Source organism: Paraglaciecola polaris LMG 21857 (assembly GCF_000315055.1).
Taxonomy (GTDB): Bacteria; Pseudomonadota; Gammaproteobacteria; order Enterobacterales; family Alteromonadaceae; genus Paraglaciecola; species Paraglaciecola polaris.
In genome coordinates this window covers 12,844-27,854 of record NZ_BAER01000037.1, presented here as the reverse complement: position 1 = coordinate 27,854, position 15,011 = coordinate 12,844, and the positions used below count along the sequence as shown (strand labels likewise).

Genomic DNA, 15,011 nt, shown 5'->3' with positions numbered 1-15,011 from the left:
TAATCTTTTATTGATACCACGCGCCGATGACGAGTGGTATTTTTCCCTAATCTTGGAAAAGACAACGTTGCCCTTCTTGATAAACTGCATCAAATAGCGCCATGGATATCTATATTATTGTTTCCGCATAAGTTTATGAGAGGATTTGTTAGAATGAGTTGTTATGTGCAACGCTATAGAGGAACCATCTTTTGCCCGAATTGAAAATAATAGGCCTTTTTATCATTACTGCTTTGGCAGAAATTATAGGTTGTTACCTGCCTTATCTTTGGCTACGCGAGGATAAAACGGTTTGGTTACTGGTGCCGGCTGCTGTCAGTCTTGCTGTATTTGCTTGGTTACTGTCGTTACACCCAACAGCGGCAGGCAGAGTTTATGCTGCTTATGGTGGTGTTTATATTTTTATGGCCATTTTGTGGTTATGGGCTGTCGATGGTATTCGTCCATCTACATGGGATTTTGTGGGCTCTGGCGTGGCACTCTTAGGCATGGCAATTATAACGTTTGCTCCACGGGGCGCATAAAAAATGAATGATGCCGTACCTAACTCACTGAGATAACTACGTCGCTGACGTCTCGCAACAGCGCCTGCACTTGCTCGTCCTCTATGTACTCCCCCCGCTACTAATTTTTTAACCTAACGAGTTTGTCAGTGACACGTATTGACCGTCCGCTTTTGGAGTTGGCCTGTGTTCACCAGTTGAGCTCACAGCACAAAGTCACTAACAACCTATAAAACGTTACGGTTCTTTAATCCATGCATCACATACCTTTGCTTCAAATAACGCATCGAGGTAATCATCTCAAACGCTTACCGACGGTAATTACACACATGTAACTAGCTGATTCTTTGTTAAATGAACAGAACGTCTATACTCAAAAATTAATTTGAAATATCACTGTATTGGGAATTCTACAAATGAATCGAATTTTTGCTGTGGCAATTTGCGCGCTCACCCTGCTTAACGTTGGATGTGCTCAGTCGCAAAAATCATCTGAGAAAAACACAGCTTCTTACTCTTGGCCGGAGGAGCAATGGGACACTTCATCACCTGAAGCTGAAGGTATCGATCCGGTTATGCTTAACCGATTTGTCGAGCAGCTTAAATCAGACAAATACGGACGTGTGAATCATTTTATTCTCATTCGAAATGGACGCATCGTGGTAGACGAGAAAATTAAGCGAGACTATACCGCTATCGCTGCCAATGTAAGCCCAGAAGAAACGATAGGCTTAAATACACGAAATCCCATCTTTGGTTATGAAGATGCGTACTATCACCCATATTATAAGGGAAGCGATCTTCACTCTCTTCAGTCAGTAACAAAAAGCGTGACCTCCATTGCCCTTGGGATCGCAATTGATGCTGGGCATATTCAAGGGGTAAATGCGCCTGTCTCTCCATATTTTGAGGCCTATGAGTTCGACAAGTCCGACTCACGACGGGCTTCGATGACGATTAAAGATTTATTGACAATGCAAAGTGGAATTGAATGGCAGACCGAAGGCGATTACCAAGACCCACTCAATAGCACTGTCGCTCTTGAGAATGCAGATAACTGGATACAATTAATTCTTAACCACCCAATGGAAAGGGAGCCGGGTAAATTCTTTGAGTACAATGACGGGGTAAGCGTGCTTCTCGGTAAAATCGTTCGAGAGGCGACAGGACAAAGGTTGGATAAATGGGCCGAGGAACACCTGTTCGATCCAATCGGGATAGAGTCTTATTACTGGAAAATCACGCCAGATGGCGAGGTCGACAGCATGGGGGGGCTATACCTTTCGGCTCATGACCTAGCGCGAGTCGGGCTTTTGATGTTACGCAATGGAAAGTGGAAGGACAAAAGGGTGGTAAGTCAGAGCTGGGTTCGGCAATCAACAGAGCGACATGTCATCGATCGAGCACCAGATGATGATGAAAGCAATGCTGGGTATGGCTATCAATGGTGGCTACCGAATCCGGTCACTGCCGACACCGTTGCTTTTTCAGCCTTTGGTTTTGGGGGGCAGCGGCTCACAGTCATTCCTGCACTGGACTTGGTCATCGTCTTCAACGGATGGGATTTACACGTCGACTATGGTGCCCCTGAGCGGGCATTGCGTACCGAAGTATTGCCCGATGCAGTGCGTAGATAACAAGCTGCCAGTATGAGTACTTTGAGCCACTATCTTGCGCCACTTATTTAGCCCACGGCAACTTCCCCACGCTGTGCATGAGCCACTACCTCCATATCCATACCTTTGAGGTAGGGGCTTAATACCTATCCCTTCATGTTATCGTCTCGTCAATTAAAGCGTCTGGATAGACTCGTTTGGTGCATGTGATGTTTTTCGATAACAAATTACGTTAGCAATCAAAAGTCAGGGTATCACTGGGCGATGACGAAATTGGTAACAGTTGTTTCGTTGCACTGGCTATGTAAATTTGCTTTATTAACCCGTTAAAAAATGACACATAATAAAGATATCCAAGGTGTGAATGAATGAAAGCAATAGTTTTGATGGCAATGATAAGTCTGTTGGTAGCCTGTACTGCCAGCGATTGGCGCACGGCGTCTCGTGAGCCTGCAGGTCTTGCCCTTGACCCAACAATTGATACCCAAGCGTCGATCGAGGTGTACGCTGCTGATGCGTTTAGTTGGCGAGGTTGGTTTGCTGTGCATACTTGGCTGGCGGTGAAGCAAGAAAACGATCCTGAATACACAGTATATGAAGTGGTTGGTTGGCGGGTAAAAGAGGGTTTACCTGCACTACGAGAATACCAAACTGAAACGCCGGATCGTTTTTGGTACGGGGCAAAGCCGGATAAAGTTTTATCGATTCAAGGGGATAAAGCCGCAGAGCTTATACCCAAAGTCACTGCGGCGGTTAAACGTTACCCTTGGGCTAACGAATACACCTTATTTCCAGGGCCAAATAGCAATACCTTTCCAGCTTGGGTTGGCTTGCAAGTACCTGAGCTAGAACTGGAAATGCCGTTTAGGGCGATTGGCAGTAGTTACGCCGATTAGCAGGTTTTTAATTGGGGGGATCAATGTCCGCGAAGCCAAACATGCAGGCTTCGCGGGGCACTTTTATTCTTCAAGGTGTTTAAGGGGCCTTTAGCTGCGACGTAAATGCATCGAGTATGTCGCTAGCACTTGCACTGTAAACATCTTGGTCCATCACATATTCCAGTACCCGTTCAAGGGCAGCTATGCGATGGGGTTGACCTAACATCCAAGGATGAATATTCAAACTTAAAATGCGCCCACCTTGCTCGTTTGCCTCTTTGAGCAAATAGTCACAGGCATCGATCATTTGCTCAGCGTAGGCCTCTTCACTGTGCAGGTTGTTGAGCATGATAAAGGTATCGTCTAATTCATTAGATAAGGGCATGGCCCATAAATTACCTTGTTGGGTGTTAAAAGTGTAAGGCATGTCGTCGTTCACCCAATCACAAAAATATCTCACACCGTTGGCTGCTAATAGTTCTGGGGTATTCTCACTCTCATTGCGCCCAGGGCTTAACCAGCCGGTGACGTTTTGCTCAGTCAACTCGCGCAATTGCGTCAATGAATCTTGCACTAATTGGGCTTCTATTTGCTTGTCTTGGCCGCCATAGTGCAGGGCGTCCATGTGCATGCCGTGGCACATCACTTCATTGCCACGCTCTTTTATCGTATTAAGCAGGTAAGGGTTACGTTTGGCCAGTTCTGTGTTCATGGCAAAGGTCGGCGTGACGCCGTATTTGTCGAACGCTTTTAAAAAACGAAAAATACCCACGCGATTACCGTAATCACGCAAACTAAAATGGCGTAAATCAGGGTAGGGCATGGTCATGCCGCCTTGAATTTTAAACGGTTCACCTTTTTGATCCAGCGGGAAGAACTGCAGTGGCACATTTACCCATAGCGCAAGTTTTTTGCCCCCGGGCCAAGTAACGGCAGGTCGATCGCTGAGCATTGACCAGTCATAACGGTCGTGATCCATGCCGTGACTGCGATGGGCGTATTCAAGGTATGTTTTATCCAATGCCATTATATTGCCGTCCTTTTGTGTGCAGCCCCTTTTTGCGCGATATCTGCTTTTGCCTGCTCGTAGTAATGCTCTAGGTAGTAATCGGCAATCTCTTTGCCTGTGGTGATCCACACATCATCGTGACTGGTGATGTAATCTAGGGCTTCTTCATAGGCTTTCATTCTATGTGGGCAAGATACCTGATAATTATGGGTTGGAATGCACATGATAGTGCCTGACTCGTCACCCTCTGCGTAAAGTCGGTCAAAGTTGTTTTTCAGCATTTGGCCGTAGCGTCTGGGTTCAATTTTATTCACCACAAAGGCGATAGTGTCGTTCATTTCTAGTGAATAAGGGATTGAAACAAACGGCTTGTTGCTGCGGGTGTGGATTGGTGTGGGTTGATCGTCATGAAACAGATCGCAGGTATAAATACCCCCTTCATTGCCAAATAACTCAGTGCCTACTTCGGCGAATAAATCCAAGGTCAGCTCAGAGTGCGACAAAGCAGGCGCTAAATAACCGGCACATTTTTGGCCTGTGTACTGATAAATGCTGTCCATGGAATCCTTGATCATGTCACGCTCTTGTTGCTCTGACATGCCGTAGGTGTAGCGAGTATTGTAAATACCATGGCTAAAAAATTCCCAGCCACGTTCTTTGCACATCTGAATAATTTCAGGGTGATGATCGCACAGGGCAGTCGATAACGAAATTGAGCCGCGAATACCGTATTTGTCCAATAAATCCATCTGTCTTTTATGGCCCACACGATTGCCGTAGTCCCGAATACTATAACCTTGTGTGGCAGGGTACGGCTGAGGCCAAGCCTTTCGTGACGGGTTCACCGGCGGGTTAAGTTCATAAAACTCTATATTGGGAGCAACCCAAAACGCCATTTTTTTGCCGCCGGGCCAACGAATTTTCGGGCGATTTTCGTAGGGCCAATAATCGTAAAATCCGGGATCGCTTTTCATCTTTCGTTACCTCTTTGCTACTGAGTGGCTATTTCGCGCTTTGCTGGGTTAACCATTGATTAACTTCATCAAGGGTCAGTACGTCTGCGTATTTCAACGACAAATCCGTTAGGTTGGCATAATGGTAGCTCTCGTGTTTATCCGCTACGCACTCCTCAGGCACTATGGTGCGATAACCACGAGACAAGGAATCAACGGCCGTGGCACGAATACAACCTGAAGTAGACCCGCCAGTAAGAATGACCGTATCCACTTGATGCCAAACCAACAATGACTGTAGCTGTGTTTCAAAAAATGCTGAGGGCATTTTCTTTAAATACACCACGTCTTTGACGTAGTCGATTTCAAGACGGTCATCAAACTCACTGCGCCGAGAATCGAACTTGATATTCTGCAATGAATCAGGCGTGTCGGTACGGGTACCCCAAATACCGGCGTCTTCGGCACCTTCCATGTAGGCAACGTGTGTCCACACGACAGGCCAGCCTAAAGCACGAAACGTTTTTGACATCTCGTTAATATATTCCATTTGACGCGGATCGGTTTCATAAGCAGTAGCAAATTCATCTTTGCAGGTATAGGCCTTTTGCGGGTCAATATTCACCAATACCGCTTTATTGCCAAAGCCAAAACGCTTACGCGCTGGGTTGTTTTTCACCTCGTTGTATATTTCTTTTGCGGTCTTAGTGGTTGTTTGCATCGGTTTACCTTCAAATCTTTGATAATTGTCATAGGTTTTATGGCTGATATTGACAACAATTTAACCTTGAATTGCGTTAGCTTTTGGTGCACTTTATAGTGAATGTGCTATTGATATAACAATTGTATTTATAACTTAGTTTTAGCACAGCTTGCAAATATAATTGCTGGCCAAATTGACATCGGCCAATTACTGAATGCTTTTTAAGTGATAAAAGATAATCAACAAGCTGACAGACTTACCCATACAGATAAGGCGAACCCATACATGAAGCACAGAACGATTCGCGGGACGATCCAATATACCAGCAAAAAGCCCGAAAAATTTGGCCAAGAACGAGGACGAGAATTTTTCACCCTCACCACCCAGTCTGATGGCGTACAAGTGATGCATGCCCACTGTGAAATAGACGACGAGCCCAATGTTGTGCGTGATGTAGTGCAATCAATGCGTCAGGATTGCAGCCCGATTGATTGTAGTGTGCGTTTATCTGTGGGTGACAAATACGAAGGCAGCGGCTGGATCCGCGTGACCGATACCTATGCTGAATGTGAAACCCACAATCAGCGCGATGGGCGTATTACCCAGCGAATTGAGCTTGATAGCCCAGTAAAGTGGTTACAATCGCACCCCATAGTGGGCGATGGCATTTTAATGAAGTTGTATGATTTATCCCAAGGGCCGGGTAAAACGTTCTTCCCTGATATTATGCTTACCTCGCCGGATCATCGCGGGGCGACCGGGCCCATGTTATTTAAACTGAATGGGTTAGGTATTCAATATGTAGGCGAAGAAGAGATTGTCATTCAAGCGGGTAAGTTTAGGGCACGTCACTTTCAAGTCGTGGATACCGCAGGTAACTTACCGGAAGAACATCCGCCTTATAATTTATGGGTGACGGCTGATGACGATTATCTGTTGCTCAAGGCCGGTGTCGACGGTTACATGCAAACCCATTATGAATTAACCGAATACCAAATTATTGGAGGTGAGTGATGAGCGATACTAACGCTTTACCCTCGTGGGATGTGCTCACCAAACACGATGTGTTTCCGGCGGCGAGTCACGATGAAGTGGCCCGGCTTAACTTTTTGACTCATCTTAATGTGCACCTCAGCAGCCAAATATTGCCTGGAGTAAGAACTGCTTTTGATAAGCAGGTCAAACCTGAGATCATCGCGCAAACGGGTAAGTCGCCCACGTCGCGCCATGAAGTGCGTAAACACATGCTGAACAACGGCTATTTTCAAATGTGGAGTGCGCTGCGCCGCAATACCATGGAAATGCGCCATCAAGCGGCCCGAGCACAAGTGCTTGGTCAAATTGATGACATAGTCGATAAGGTTAATAAGGCCTGCGAAAATGATGCAAATATACAACTTGATAGTAGCGTGGGCATTCCGCCAAACGTAGGCTCAGTCGACATTCATTGCCAGCCGGGTTGTTATTACCAAGAGTATTTTGAGGACGACGTAACCGTCGCTGCCAGCTATGATGTGGGTTTGTTTGTGACCACCGCAGGCTTACTTGGTGCACTGAGTGACGGAGGCGGGCAGGGGATTGCCAACTGGCTTAAAACTCAGCATCCAGACTTTTCGCCTAAGCGTATTTTAGATATTGGTTGCACAGTGGGGCACAATGCGTTGCCCTTAGCGGAGCATTTCCCCGATGCACAGGTGGTAGCCGTTGATGTGGCGCGCCCCAGTTTGCGCTACGCCCATGCTAGAGCGAAATCGTTAGGCGTAAACAATATTCAATTTGTGCAAGCGAATGCCGAAGATTTAAGCCAATACGATGATGGTTCGTTCGATTTGATTACAACATCGATGTTTTTGCATGAATTATCTCATCAATCTATGCCTAAAATATTAAAAAACATTCAACGCTTGTTAGCGGATGGCGGCTTGAATTTACACCTTGAGCAACCGCAATACGCAGGCATGGATGTTTATCAGCAGTTTATTCGCGACTGGGACACTTATTTTAATAACGAACCTTATTGGGGCCCCATGCACGAGCTGGATTTGCCGAAAGTGTTCACTGAATGTGGTTTCGACTCCAACGATTTGTTTGATGTAGGCGTGGTATCTAAAGTAGACGAAAAGATTTTTGGAAAACCAAAAACAGATGGCGAAGACTACGGGCGTTCACCCGTGTGGAACGCATTGGGTTTATGGAAAGGCCAGCACGCAAAAAAGAGTGAGAATGCAGCATGAGTGAGTCAAAAAAAAATACTGACACAAAGTGAAAAAATCAATCTAGCAGGCAGCAAAGCCAAAGGTCAGCGTCCTTACTTTTTAGCCGATAAACAAACTGAGCAAGCACTGTCAGTCGCCATGACCTTAGCCATGGAATTGTCTGTGACCAAAGAGCGTTTGGCCTCTCTTGAGTGCATGCTGGTGGATAAAGGCCTGATTGAAAAAGGTCAGCTCGATCACTACCAACCAAGCAAAGAAGAGGTGGCTAAACGCAGTCTCGAAACTCAAGCCTATCTAGCGCGTGTGTTACGGATGATGCAGCAAGATAAAGAAGAGTTAGAGAATAATGATCCTGATATGCAAACGGTACAGGATGAGCTGACGAAATGGTGAACTAAAACCGCTGCACTAAAAGCACTGCACTGTTACACGCACTTGGCAGGGTTTTGTTGTCCGGCATTTCAGCCTCAAAAATATATCGAAGCTCAGAAAAGGCACCGAAGGGTCACAGAAAAAGACACTACACAAAATGCCAACAGCAGGGTAATAGGCGCACGGCGAACCGTTAAGCCACTGCTGGCTGAAACCAATATCGCCAACGAGTATTCTATCATCGCTAACGGACGCTCTGTGCGCGATTACCGCTAAGCGCGCTTCTTCATCGCCTGTCATCTTCCTAGGTATCTCTTAATCATATACAATCCTCGCCCGTTTAATATCGGGTTAACGAGAACACTCAACGATTAAAAATATACCTTATCGGCTGGTTCTAGACTAATGACTCGTTGATCACGTAATAGCTTTTTGAAAATACGCACCAAGGATACACAATGATTCGCGCTGTAATCACGACTGCTCTATGTATGGCCTCTACCTTCTCAATATCTTCTTATAGTGCAGTGCCTGCTGAAAAAAACCTTGAAAGCGAGGTTGGGAAAGGCGTTGATAAAGCGGCTGAAAAGAACCTTGAAAAAATTACCATTGAAGGCGCAGCCACAGCGAATGAATCACCTGTTGGCACTTTTAATTCGCCCATTTCTAATTTGGAATACGATCCCAGAGTCGATCTTCAATCTAGAAACATGGCTGAAGCCCAGGCCGACGTGACGATCCGCGGTGGTATATTCGAAAACACAGGCTTTAGCGTGGGAAGTGCAACCCTTATCGATCCACAAACAGGGCATTATTTTGCAGAAATTCCTATTGCACCAGAAATGCTCAGTGCACCCGCTATTTTAACCGGCGTAGATAATTCACTTTACGGTACAAATAGCTCGGTGGGTTCGGTTGCCTATAAATGGCGACCTATTCAAACCGCAGGCAGTGTTTCATTAGGTGTGGGCAACAATAGCTTTAATATGCAAAGGGTTCACAACGCTATTACTTGGTCTCTTGATGGATCGCCCGAATGGAGCGCAGGCGTTGAAGGTGAGTACTCGCGCTCTGAAAGCGATGGAACCATAGAAAATGGTGATCACAGTTTCGAGCGGGCATCTGGGCGGGTACAGCTAATAAGTGACACCTCGCAAACGGATGTGTTTTTCGGCTATCAAGATAAGTTCTTTGGGTGGCCTAACTTATATACCCCCTTTAACGTGAACGAGACCGAGGACTTACAAACCCGTTTGTTGATGTTTAATCACCAGCAGCAATATGCCCAAGATAGCTCCTTTGAAGTGTCGGCTTATTATCGAAAGAACAATGATCACTACGTTTTTTCACGGGAAAATCCAGAGAGCTTTCAAGCGTTTCACGAAACCAAGGTAAAATCAGTCGCGGTGTCTGGTCGCCATGGCGTTGATGCAAAACTTGCCGTGAACTACGCTGCACAGTTCACGGCTGATGATATTGAATCCACGACCCTTGAAAACAACTTTACCTCGCGGGATTACTATAAGTTAAGCGTCGTGCCCGAATACGCCATTGCCTTGAAAGACAATGAGCACATAACACTTCGTTTAGGAGCTGCGTACGACGATACCAATCGCGATGATTCAAGCGTATCAGTGATAAGCGATATTGTTTGGCACAAGGTAAACACAGACAAGTCTACACGCACGGTTAATTTTTCCTATTCTGAAGCCACACAAGTGGCAGGGTATACTGCGATTGGCGGAAGTACGTCAAGCGGCCTTTTTAGAAGTAATGACACACTTGAGCGAGAAACGAGCAAAAACTTGGAATTGGGTGTTTCATTAGATGAAGCCACGTGGCGCGTAGACTCAGCGGTGTTTTACCGCTGGGATAACGAGCTAACCGACTGGACTTACAGCTTCGACTCTACATCTGCGCGAGTGGCAAATCCGGTAGATATCGAAACCATAGGGGTTGAATTTATCGCTATTAAGCGCTTAGAAAACGCTGATGTAGTAACAAGCTATACCTATCTTGATAAATCCGAAAACTACCGGGATGAGAATATAGATGCGAGCTTCTACGCGTTAAACTATCCTCCGCACCGCTTCACACTCGGGGTGATTTGGTATCCTGTGGAATCGCTTGAATTAAGAGTAGACAATGAATGGCGTAAACAAGAAGAGAACGCGTTGAGAAAGGGTCACGATACCGCGTTTTTCACGCATGTTACGCTGACCTATTCGCCGCCGCAGTTTGAAGGCTTAAATGTTGTGCTTGCTGTCGATAATCTGTGGGACGAATCTTTTGAAGAAATTCCCGGCACTCCGGGGCGTTCAGATCAACTATCTGCTACTGCCACCTATTTCTGGTAACAAGAGGGAATAACACATGCTGAGCCTTACCGTCTCGGCAAATTCGGCAGTGTTTATATTGGGCGTAAGTAATTTTAATGATAAGTAACTTTGCTAAGGATTAACTTTGGTGAATAGCAACAACAGCACTGGTCGAGATCTCGAAACTGCAGCGACTTCAGGTAATGGTTCACCTTCTTGCCTTGAAGACTTTGTGGGAGCATGGCAGCTTAACAGGCAGATCCTGCAAAGTAGTGGTGAAGCGTTTCTATTCAAGGGGCAGGCTAACTTCACGTGGTCAGATTCTCATTTGCTTTACCATGAATCTGGCTTGGTCACCGCGCCAGATGGAAGGGCACTGCAAGCTGAACGCACCTATTTGTGGCGACAGCAAGCAAGCGGCAAAATTGACGTGTTATTTGATGATAACCGATATTTTCATACCTTTAGTACGGCTGAACCTAGAGCGGAGCACCTGTGTGGCGACGATCATTATGTGGTGAATTATGTGATTGATCATTGGCCGAGGTGGGAGTCCACATGGCAGGTAACAGGCCCACGAAAAGACTATAAGATGATAAGCCTCTATCAACGGGCATAACGTGTTTTATGCCTAATTGAAAATGCATTCTCAGGCTAATACGTGCTTACCTGCCAATTTACAGCGCATCTATTGTACTGCGCTTTTGTGATAACCACAGCGCAATGCCAATAATGAAACCACCCAGTGCAAGCCGACTATAATCTGTGTCTATTTGCCAAAGCACAAGATTGACAATCAGCCCTGCGGGTATCAGTGCATTATTCATAATGGCCAACGTACCTGCCGATACCTTCAGAGCGCCTTGATTCCAAAAGTAGTAACCGAGTCCAGATGCCATCACGCCTAACCATAACAGCACGCCCCACTGTGTTGTAGTTTGAGGTAATTGACTTGCATTTCCGAACATAAAGAAGGCGGGCAAGGCTACAGCAAGGGCGCCAAGGTAGAACCACGCGAATATATTATGATTAGAAATGGATGGTTGGAATGTGGATGCCAGTTTTCGGTAGCCGACCTGACCAAGCGCGAAGCAAAGGTTAGCTCCTTGCACAATGAAAAAACCTGTCCAGAAGTGCTCACTGATGCCCTCAAAACGAATGACTGCCGCGCCAACAGTGGCAATTAGCGCACACAACATATGAAAAGGGGTGAACCGCTTGAATAGCGCATCGTTGAGCATAGTCACATAAAGTGGGGTGAAAATAGTAAACAGGAGTACTTCCGGTACAGATAGATAAAGAAATGAGTGGTAGAAAAAGATGTACATCATACCTAGCTGTAATGCGCCTAAACAGGCGAGAGCAAGCTTTTGCTTGGCGCTCAGTAGCGAAATATTCAGAAAGGGTAAGAACAGGAGAGACGCGAGTAATACTCGAGTAAGAACAGAAAAGTAGCTATCTACGGCGCCCGCCAAATACTCACCTATTAAAGAAAACGAAAATGCCCATAAAACGGTGACGGCGACTAAATAAAACACGCGAGACTCTTTTGCAAAATTGTGTGCGCGCTAAAGTATTGCATCGCGCCGGTTTAATCAAGATTGCTGTTTGATTATGGTTTAGAAACACAGAGGTTAGTCATCCCGTGTAAGCAAGGTTATTCATCACCTTGGGATGGCAGCAAATCACCGTACCTTTTTTCATTGGTGGTGTGTATAACCTTTTCTATATAGTCTAGAAAGACTTTGATTCGCTTGGGAGTCAGTCTTCCCGAAGGACGTACTGCCCAAATTCGGGTTGCTGGCCACGCTTTGTAACTCGGCAACACTCTCCTTACACGGCCAGCTCGTAAAGCAGGCCCTACGTGCCACAATGAGCCTAAGCCAATACCAACACCCGCTTGAACTAGGTCGTCAATCGCATCTCCCGAGTTGACCTTTATGGGCCCATTTACCGCTACATTATGAATAGCACCATGGTTATCTTTAAATTGCCAATGATTAAGTTTTGCAAATGGAATACAGGTATGGTCGGCGAGTTCTGCTGGTGTTTGCGGTTCTCCAGCGCGACTAAGATACTCTGGGGAAGCGACAAGGAACATTGGATTATCCGCAATACGTTTAGCCAATATACTGGACGATTGTAATTCGCCCATTCGAAAAGCAATGTTGTAACCCTGCTCAACAATATCAACGGTTTTATCTGTGAAGTCGATTTCAATCTCTAATTTGGGGTGGCGTCGCAGCAGTTCAGGAATAAAAGGCACTATGTATAATCGTGCGTAGGCTGCGGAAACGGTCAGACGAATGCGGCCTTGAATATCATTATCTTTCCCCTTAAAAGCATTTCTGGTCTCTTCAACATCATCCAGAATACGTTTTGCGTGTTCCAAAAAAAGCAAACCTTCATGGGTGGGAGTAACGCGCACCTTGACGTCAAGTAGTGATGTGGTCTGGCCTGATGCCGTCAATTTTGGTCCCGATGGTTACCTGTACACAGCGGCAACACAAATATGGTTGTCTGCACCTTTAAATCAAGGAGAAGACACCAATAAAGCGCCCTATCTAGTTTATCGTTTTAAACCAGAAGGTGAGCCACTTATCGGAAGGTAGTGGCTCAATGGCGAAGAAACTGCGATAACATATTTTTGTTAACACAGGCACTGTCAAAACGGTAAAAGTATTGAGCTTTTGTTCGATTAAAAAGTTAGATTAAAAAGGTTAGATATGTGCAGTGTCTGTATTTCGTTGCTATATCGAGGCCTCAAAACGGGAATTGTCTTTACGCTCGTATACTTCGATATCTCAGGGAAAATTGCGGGTTTTCATTCTCGATGAAGGAGTGTTTTTTTACCAGAAAAAATTAATTTTAGAGAAAATCGTGTAAGATATAAATATAATGCAGAGTGCTGTTATCGGTTTGTTTTTTGGCGAAATGCCGATTTTATGAAAACCAAATTAAATAACGCTATGCATGTTTCTATCATTGTTTCCGCTTTAATTTATGAGGGGATTCGTTAAAAGAAAGCGTTAAATAGATCAGTCTAGAATGGAGTCTGTAAGTAATATGAATGGAAAAATTAGTCAGTGGAAAGATGATAAAGGTTTTGGTTTTATCACATCGGACGATGGTCAAAAAATATTTTTCCATATTTCTAGTCTTACTACGCGAGATCGCAGACCTGAGATTGGGGATTTAGTGATATTTACTGCGCAAACCGACAAGCAAAATAGATTGAAAGCATCAAAGGTTGCGATTGAAGGTTTATCTAAAACGAGTCAATACCAGCGTCACAATAAAGTAGAGCCTAAGACAAAAAATGGCTTTGATTACCTATTAATGTTTGCTCTGTCCACGTTAGCGCTACTTGCCGCGTACACCTATTTTAAATTAAATAGCATCGAAGACGCCATCGTATTTGCGATCCCGGCCGTTATCGCTTTGATTTTTCTTGGCCGCCAAAAAAAGCCTAAGAGCCGTGTATTTAATTGTACTAAATGTAAAAAAGTAGAGCATTTTGATAAGCGAACGATTAGCGCTTGGAACAGAGGTTTTACACGACTGTATTGTAATACGTGTCATGTAGAGTGGTTAAGAAATAACCCCAGTCAAGAAAATAACTATTCATCTTCCCAGCAAAGTAAGGGTTGCCTAGTGGCGTTTACCTTGATTGTGGGTACTTCTTCATTTGCTGGATACTCCTTAGTGAGTTGGCTTGTACAAGTGGTTATTTAATAAACAAAACAGCATTGATAGTCGTAGTGCACACTTTATGAAATGATGTTGGGCGCAAACGTTATATAACATGGAGAGTAGAGTGAATCGTTTCGGAATTTCAATTGTATCAATAATTTGCCTTTCATCCTGTGGTGATACTCAGGAACAAGCTGCCAAGTGCCCTGAAATCATTGTGCCGGTCATAATTCCTGCAGTGAATATAAAAATCTTCGATGTTGATGAAGTGCCTTTAAATGTTTGTGATGCAATTTTAACCGTGAGCAATTCAGAGATTAGCGAAACGGTTTATGGCTCGGCGTTAAATCATTGTGCAGAGACGTTTAGTTTGAGGGGCGGGTATAATTTGGTTGAGCATGACGTGCTTATAGAGAAAGCGGGTTATGTTAGCCAAGAATTTTCATCCCTGTTACCAATAGCAACCCAGTGTGCTTATGAAACACTTGAGGTAAGTGTAATTTTGCAAATTGAGTAAATGCGCATAGTGGCGATTAACTCACCGAGTGAAATAACCAATGGGAATAACTACCGCTTAACTTCTGTTGCGTTATTAATTTCATGGTGGAATTAAGCAAAAGTGAAAAGCTGTGGTAACAAATGTTTAGATTTCAAAATGACTTAGCGTGGAGTTTTGAAATCCTATGCTGTCGATTCAGTCGTAAAATTGGGTCATTTTACGACTGAAATTTCGCGGTTGAAATAATTGCC

16 protein-coding genes are annotated in these 15,011 nt (G+C 44.9%); 11 read left to right on the top strand and 5 right to left on the bottom strand.

All coding sequences use genetic code 11. From position 1 onward, the window contains the following. Window positions 1-191 precede the first annotated feature (191 nt). The 3 genes from GPLA_RS06870 to GPLA_RS06860 all read left to right on the top strand — a co-directional run bounded on the left by GPLA_RS06870 (window position 192) and on the right by GPLA_RS06860 (window position 3,015). Window positions 192-524, top strand: a complete 333-nt coding sequence (locus GPLA_RS06870) for a YnfA family protein (protein ID WP_007104140.1) — start codon at window positions 192-194, stop codon at window positions 522-524. Window positions 525-904: 380 nt separating this feature from the next. Beyond that, window positions 905-2,140 carry a serine hydrolase domain-containing protein gene (locus GPLA_RS06865; RefSeq protein WP_153810542.1) on the top strand — a complete coding sequence of 412 codons (1,236 nt, stop codon included), beginning with the start codon at window positions 905-907 and terminating at the stop codon, window positions 2,138-2,140. Window positions 2,141-2,487: 347 nt separating this feature from the next. Then, entirely contained in the window at window positions 2,488-3,015 is a 528-nt protein-coding gene (locus tag GPLA_RS06860) for a DUF3750 domain-containing protein (protein WP_007104138.1), read from the top strand. Between the two features lie 79 nt (window positions 3,016-3,094). Here GPLA_RS06860 and GPLA_RS06855 read toward each other — a convergent pair whose 3' ends face one another. The 3 genes from GPLA_RS06855 to GPLA_RS06845 are packed head-to-tail and all read right to left on the bottom strand — an operon-like array spanning window position 3,095 to window position 5,680. Further along, window positions 3,095-4,024 carry a polysaccharide deacetylase family protein gene (locus tag GPLA_RS06855; protein WP_007104137.1) on the bottom strand — a complete coding sequence of 310 codons (930 nt, stop codon included), beginning with the start codon at window positions 4,022-4,024 and terminating at the stop codon, window positions 3,095-3,097. Continuing rightward, window positions 4,024-4,980, bottom strand: a complete 957-nt coding sequence (locus tag GPLA_RS06850; protein ID WP_007104136.1) for a polysaccharide deacetylase family protein — start codon at window positions 4,978-4,980, stop codon at window positions 4,024-4,026. Before GPLA_RS06850 ends, GPLA_RS06855 begins: the two co-directional genes overlap by 1 nt. A 28-nt stretch (window positions 4,981-5,008) precedes the next feature. Further along, window positions 5,009-5,680: an isochorismatase family protein gene (locus GPLA_RS06845; protein ID WP_007104135.1), complete on the bottom strand. Its 672-nt coding sequence runs from the start codon at window positions 5,678-5,680 to the stop codon at window positions 5,009-5,011. A gap of 267 nt (window positions 5,681-5,947) precedes the next feature. Here GPLA_RS06845 and GPLA_RS06840 point away from each other — a divergent pair, with 267 nt between their 5' ends. The 5 genes from GPLA_RS06840 to GPLA_RS06820 all read left to right on the top strand — a co-directional run bounded on the left by GPLA_RS06840 (window position 5,948) and on the right by GPLA_RS06820 (window position 11,187). Beyond that, on the top strand, window positions 5,948-6,676 hold the full coding sequence (locus GPLA_RS06840; RefSeq protein ID WP_007104134.1) for a hypothetical protein: 729 nt from the start codon (window positions 5,948-5,950) through the stop codon (window positions 6,674-6,676). After that, window positions 6,676-7,896: a class I SAM-dependent methyltransferase gene (locus GPLA_RS06835; protein WP_007104133.1), complete on the top strand. Its 1,221-nt coding sequence runs from the start codon at window positions 6,676-6,678 to the stop codon at window positions 7,894-7,896. Before GPLA_RS06840 ends, GPLA_RS06835 begins: the two co-directional genes overlap by 1 nt. Next, window positions 7,897-8,271 (top strand): hypothetical protein, encoded by a 375-nt coding sequence (locus GPLA_RS06830; protein WP_007104132.1) that lies wholly within the window; start codon window positions 7,897-7,899, stop codon window positions 8,269-8,271. 437 nt (window positions 8,272-8,708) lie between these two features. After that, complete coding sequence (locus GPLA_RS06825; RefSeq protein WP_007104130.1) at window positions 8,709-10,607, top strand: TonB-dependent receptor plug domain-containing protein; 1,899 nt, start codon at window positions 8,709-8,711, stop codon at window positions 10,605-10,607. A 106-nt stretch (window positions 10,608-10,713) separates the two neighbouring features. Then, entirely contained in the window at window positions 10,714-11,187 is a 474-nt protein-coding gene (locus GPLA_RS06820; RefSeq protein WP_040514089.1) for a DUF6314 family protein, read from the top strand. A gap of 58 nt (window positions 11,188-11,245) precedes the next feature. On the opposite strand, the gene GPLA_RS06815 is transcribed toward GPLA_RS06820, so the two are convergent. Together GPLA_RS06815 and GPLA_RS06810 are read right to left on the bottom strand one after the other, a co-directional pair. Further along, window positions 11,246-12,106, bottom strand: coding sequence for an EamA family transporter (locus tag GPLA_RS06815; protein ID WP_007104128.1), 861 nt, complete (start codon window positions 12,104-12,106; stop codon window positions 11,246-11,248). A 119-nt stretch (window positions 12,107-12,225) separates the two neighbouring features. Then, complete coding sequence (locus GPLA_RS06810; RefSeq protein ID WP_007104127.1) at window positions 12,226-12,960, bottom strand: substrate binding domain-containing protein; 735 nt, start codon at window positions 12,958-12,960, stop codon at window positions 12,226-12,228. Window positions 12,961-12,997: 37 nt separating this feature from the next. On the opposite strand from GPLA_RS06810, the gene GPLA_RS23565 reads away from it, so the two are divergent. The 3 genes from GPLA_RS23565 to GPLA_RS06795 all read left to right on the top strand — a co-directional run bounded on the left by GPLA_RS23565 (window position 12,998) and on the right by GPLA_RS06795 (window position 14,778). Beyond that, window positions 12,998-13,180: a hypothetical protein gene (locus GPLA_RS23565; protein WP_007104126.1), complete on the top strand. Its 183-nt coding sequence runs from the start codon at window positions 12,998-13,000 to the stop codon at window positions 13,178-13,180. A 454-nt stretch (window positions 13,181-13,634) separates the two neighbouring features. Then, window positions 13,635-14,303 carry a cold shock domain-containing protein gene (locus GPLA_RS22905; protein WP_007104125.1) on the top strand — a complete coding sequence of 223 codons (669 nt, stop codon included), beginning with the start codon at window positions 13,635-13,637 and terminating at the stop codon, window positions 14,301-14,303. Between the two features lie 82 nt (window positions 14,304-14,385). Continuing rightward, window positions 14,386-14,778: a hypothetical protein gene (locus GPLA_RS06795; protein WP_007104124.1), complete on the top strand. Its 393-nt coding sequence runs from the start codon at window positions 14,386-14,388 to the stop codon at window positions 14,776-14,778. The last annotated feature ends 233 nt before the right edge of the window (window positions 14,779-15,011 follow it).

Excerpts from the sequence above, each read along its gene's own strand:
- GPLA_RS22905 (WP_007104125.1), top strand. The coding sequence starts at position 13,635 with ATGAATGGAAAAATTAGTCAGTGGAAAGATGATAAAGGTTTTGGTTTT.
- GPLA_RS06855 (WP_007104137.1), bottom strand. The coding sequence starts at position 4,024 with ATGGCATTGGATAAAACATACCTTGAATACGCCCATCGCAGTCACGGC.
- GPLA_RS06845 (WP_007104135.1), bottom strand. The coding sequence starts at position 5,680 with ATGCAAACAACCACTAAGACCGCAAAAGAAATATACAACGAGGTGAAA.
- GPLA_RS06860 (WP_007104138.1), top strand. The coding sequence starts at position 2,488 with ATGAAAGCAATAGTTTTGATGGCAATGATAAGTCTGTTGGTAGCCTGT.
- GPLA_RS06850 (WP_007104136.1), bottom strand. The coding sequence starts at position 4,980 with ATGAAAAGCGATCCCGGATTTTACGATTATTGGCCCTACGAAAATCGC.
- GPLA_RS06835 (WP_007104133.1), top strand. The coding sequence starts at position 6,676 with ATGAGCGATACTAACGCTTTACCCTCGTGGGATGTGCTCACCAAACAC.
- GPLA_RS06840 (WP_007104134.1), top strand. The coding sequence starts at position 5,948 with ATGAAGCACAGAACGATTCGCGGGACGATCCAATATACCAGCAAAAAG.
- GPLA_RS06825 (WP_007104130.1), top strand. The coding sequence starts at position 8,709 with ATGATTCGCGCTGTAATCACGACTGCTCTATGTATGGCCTCTACCTTC.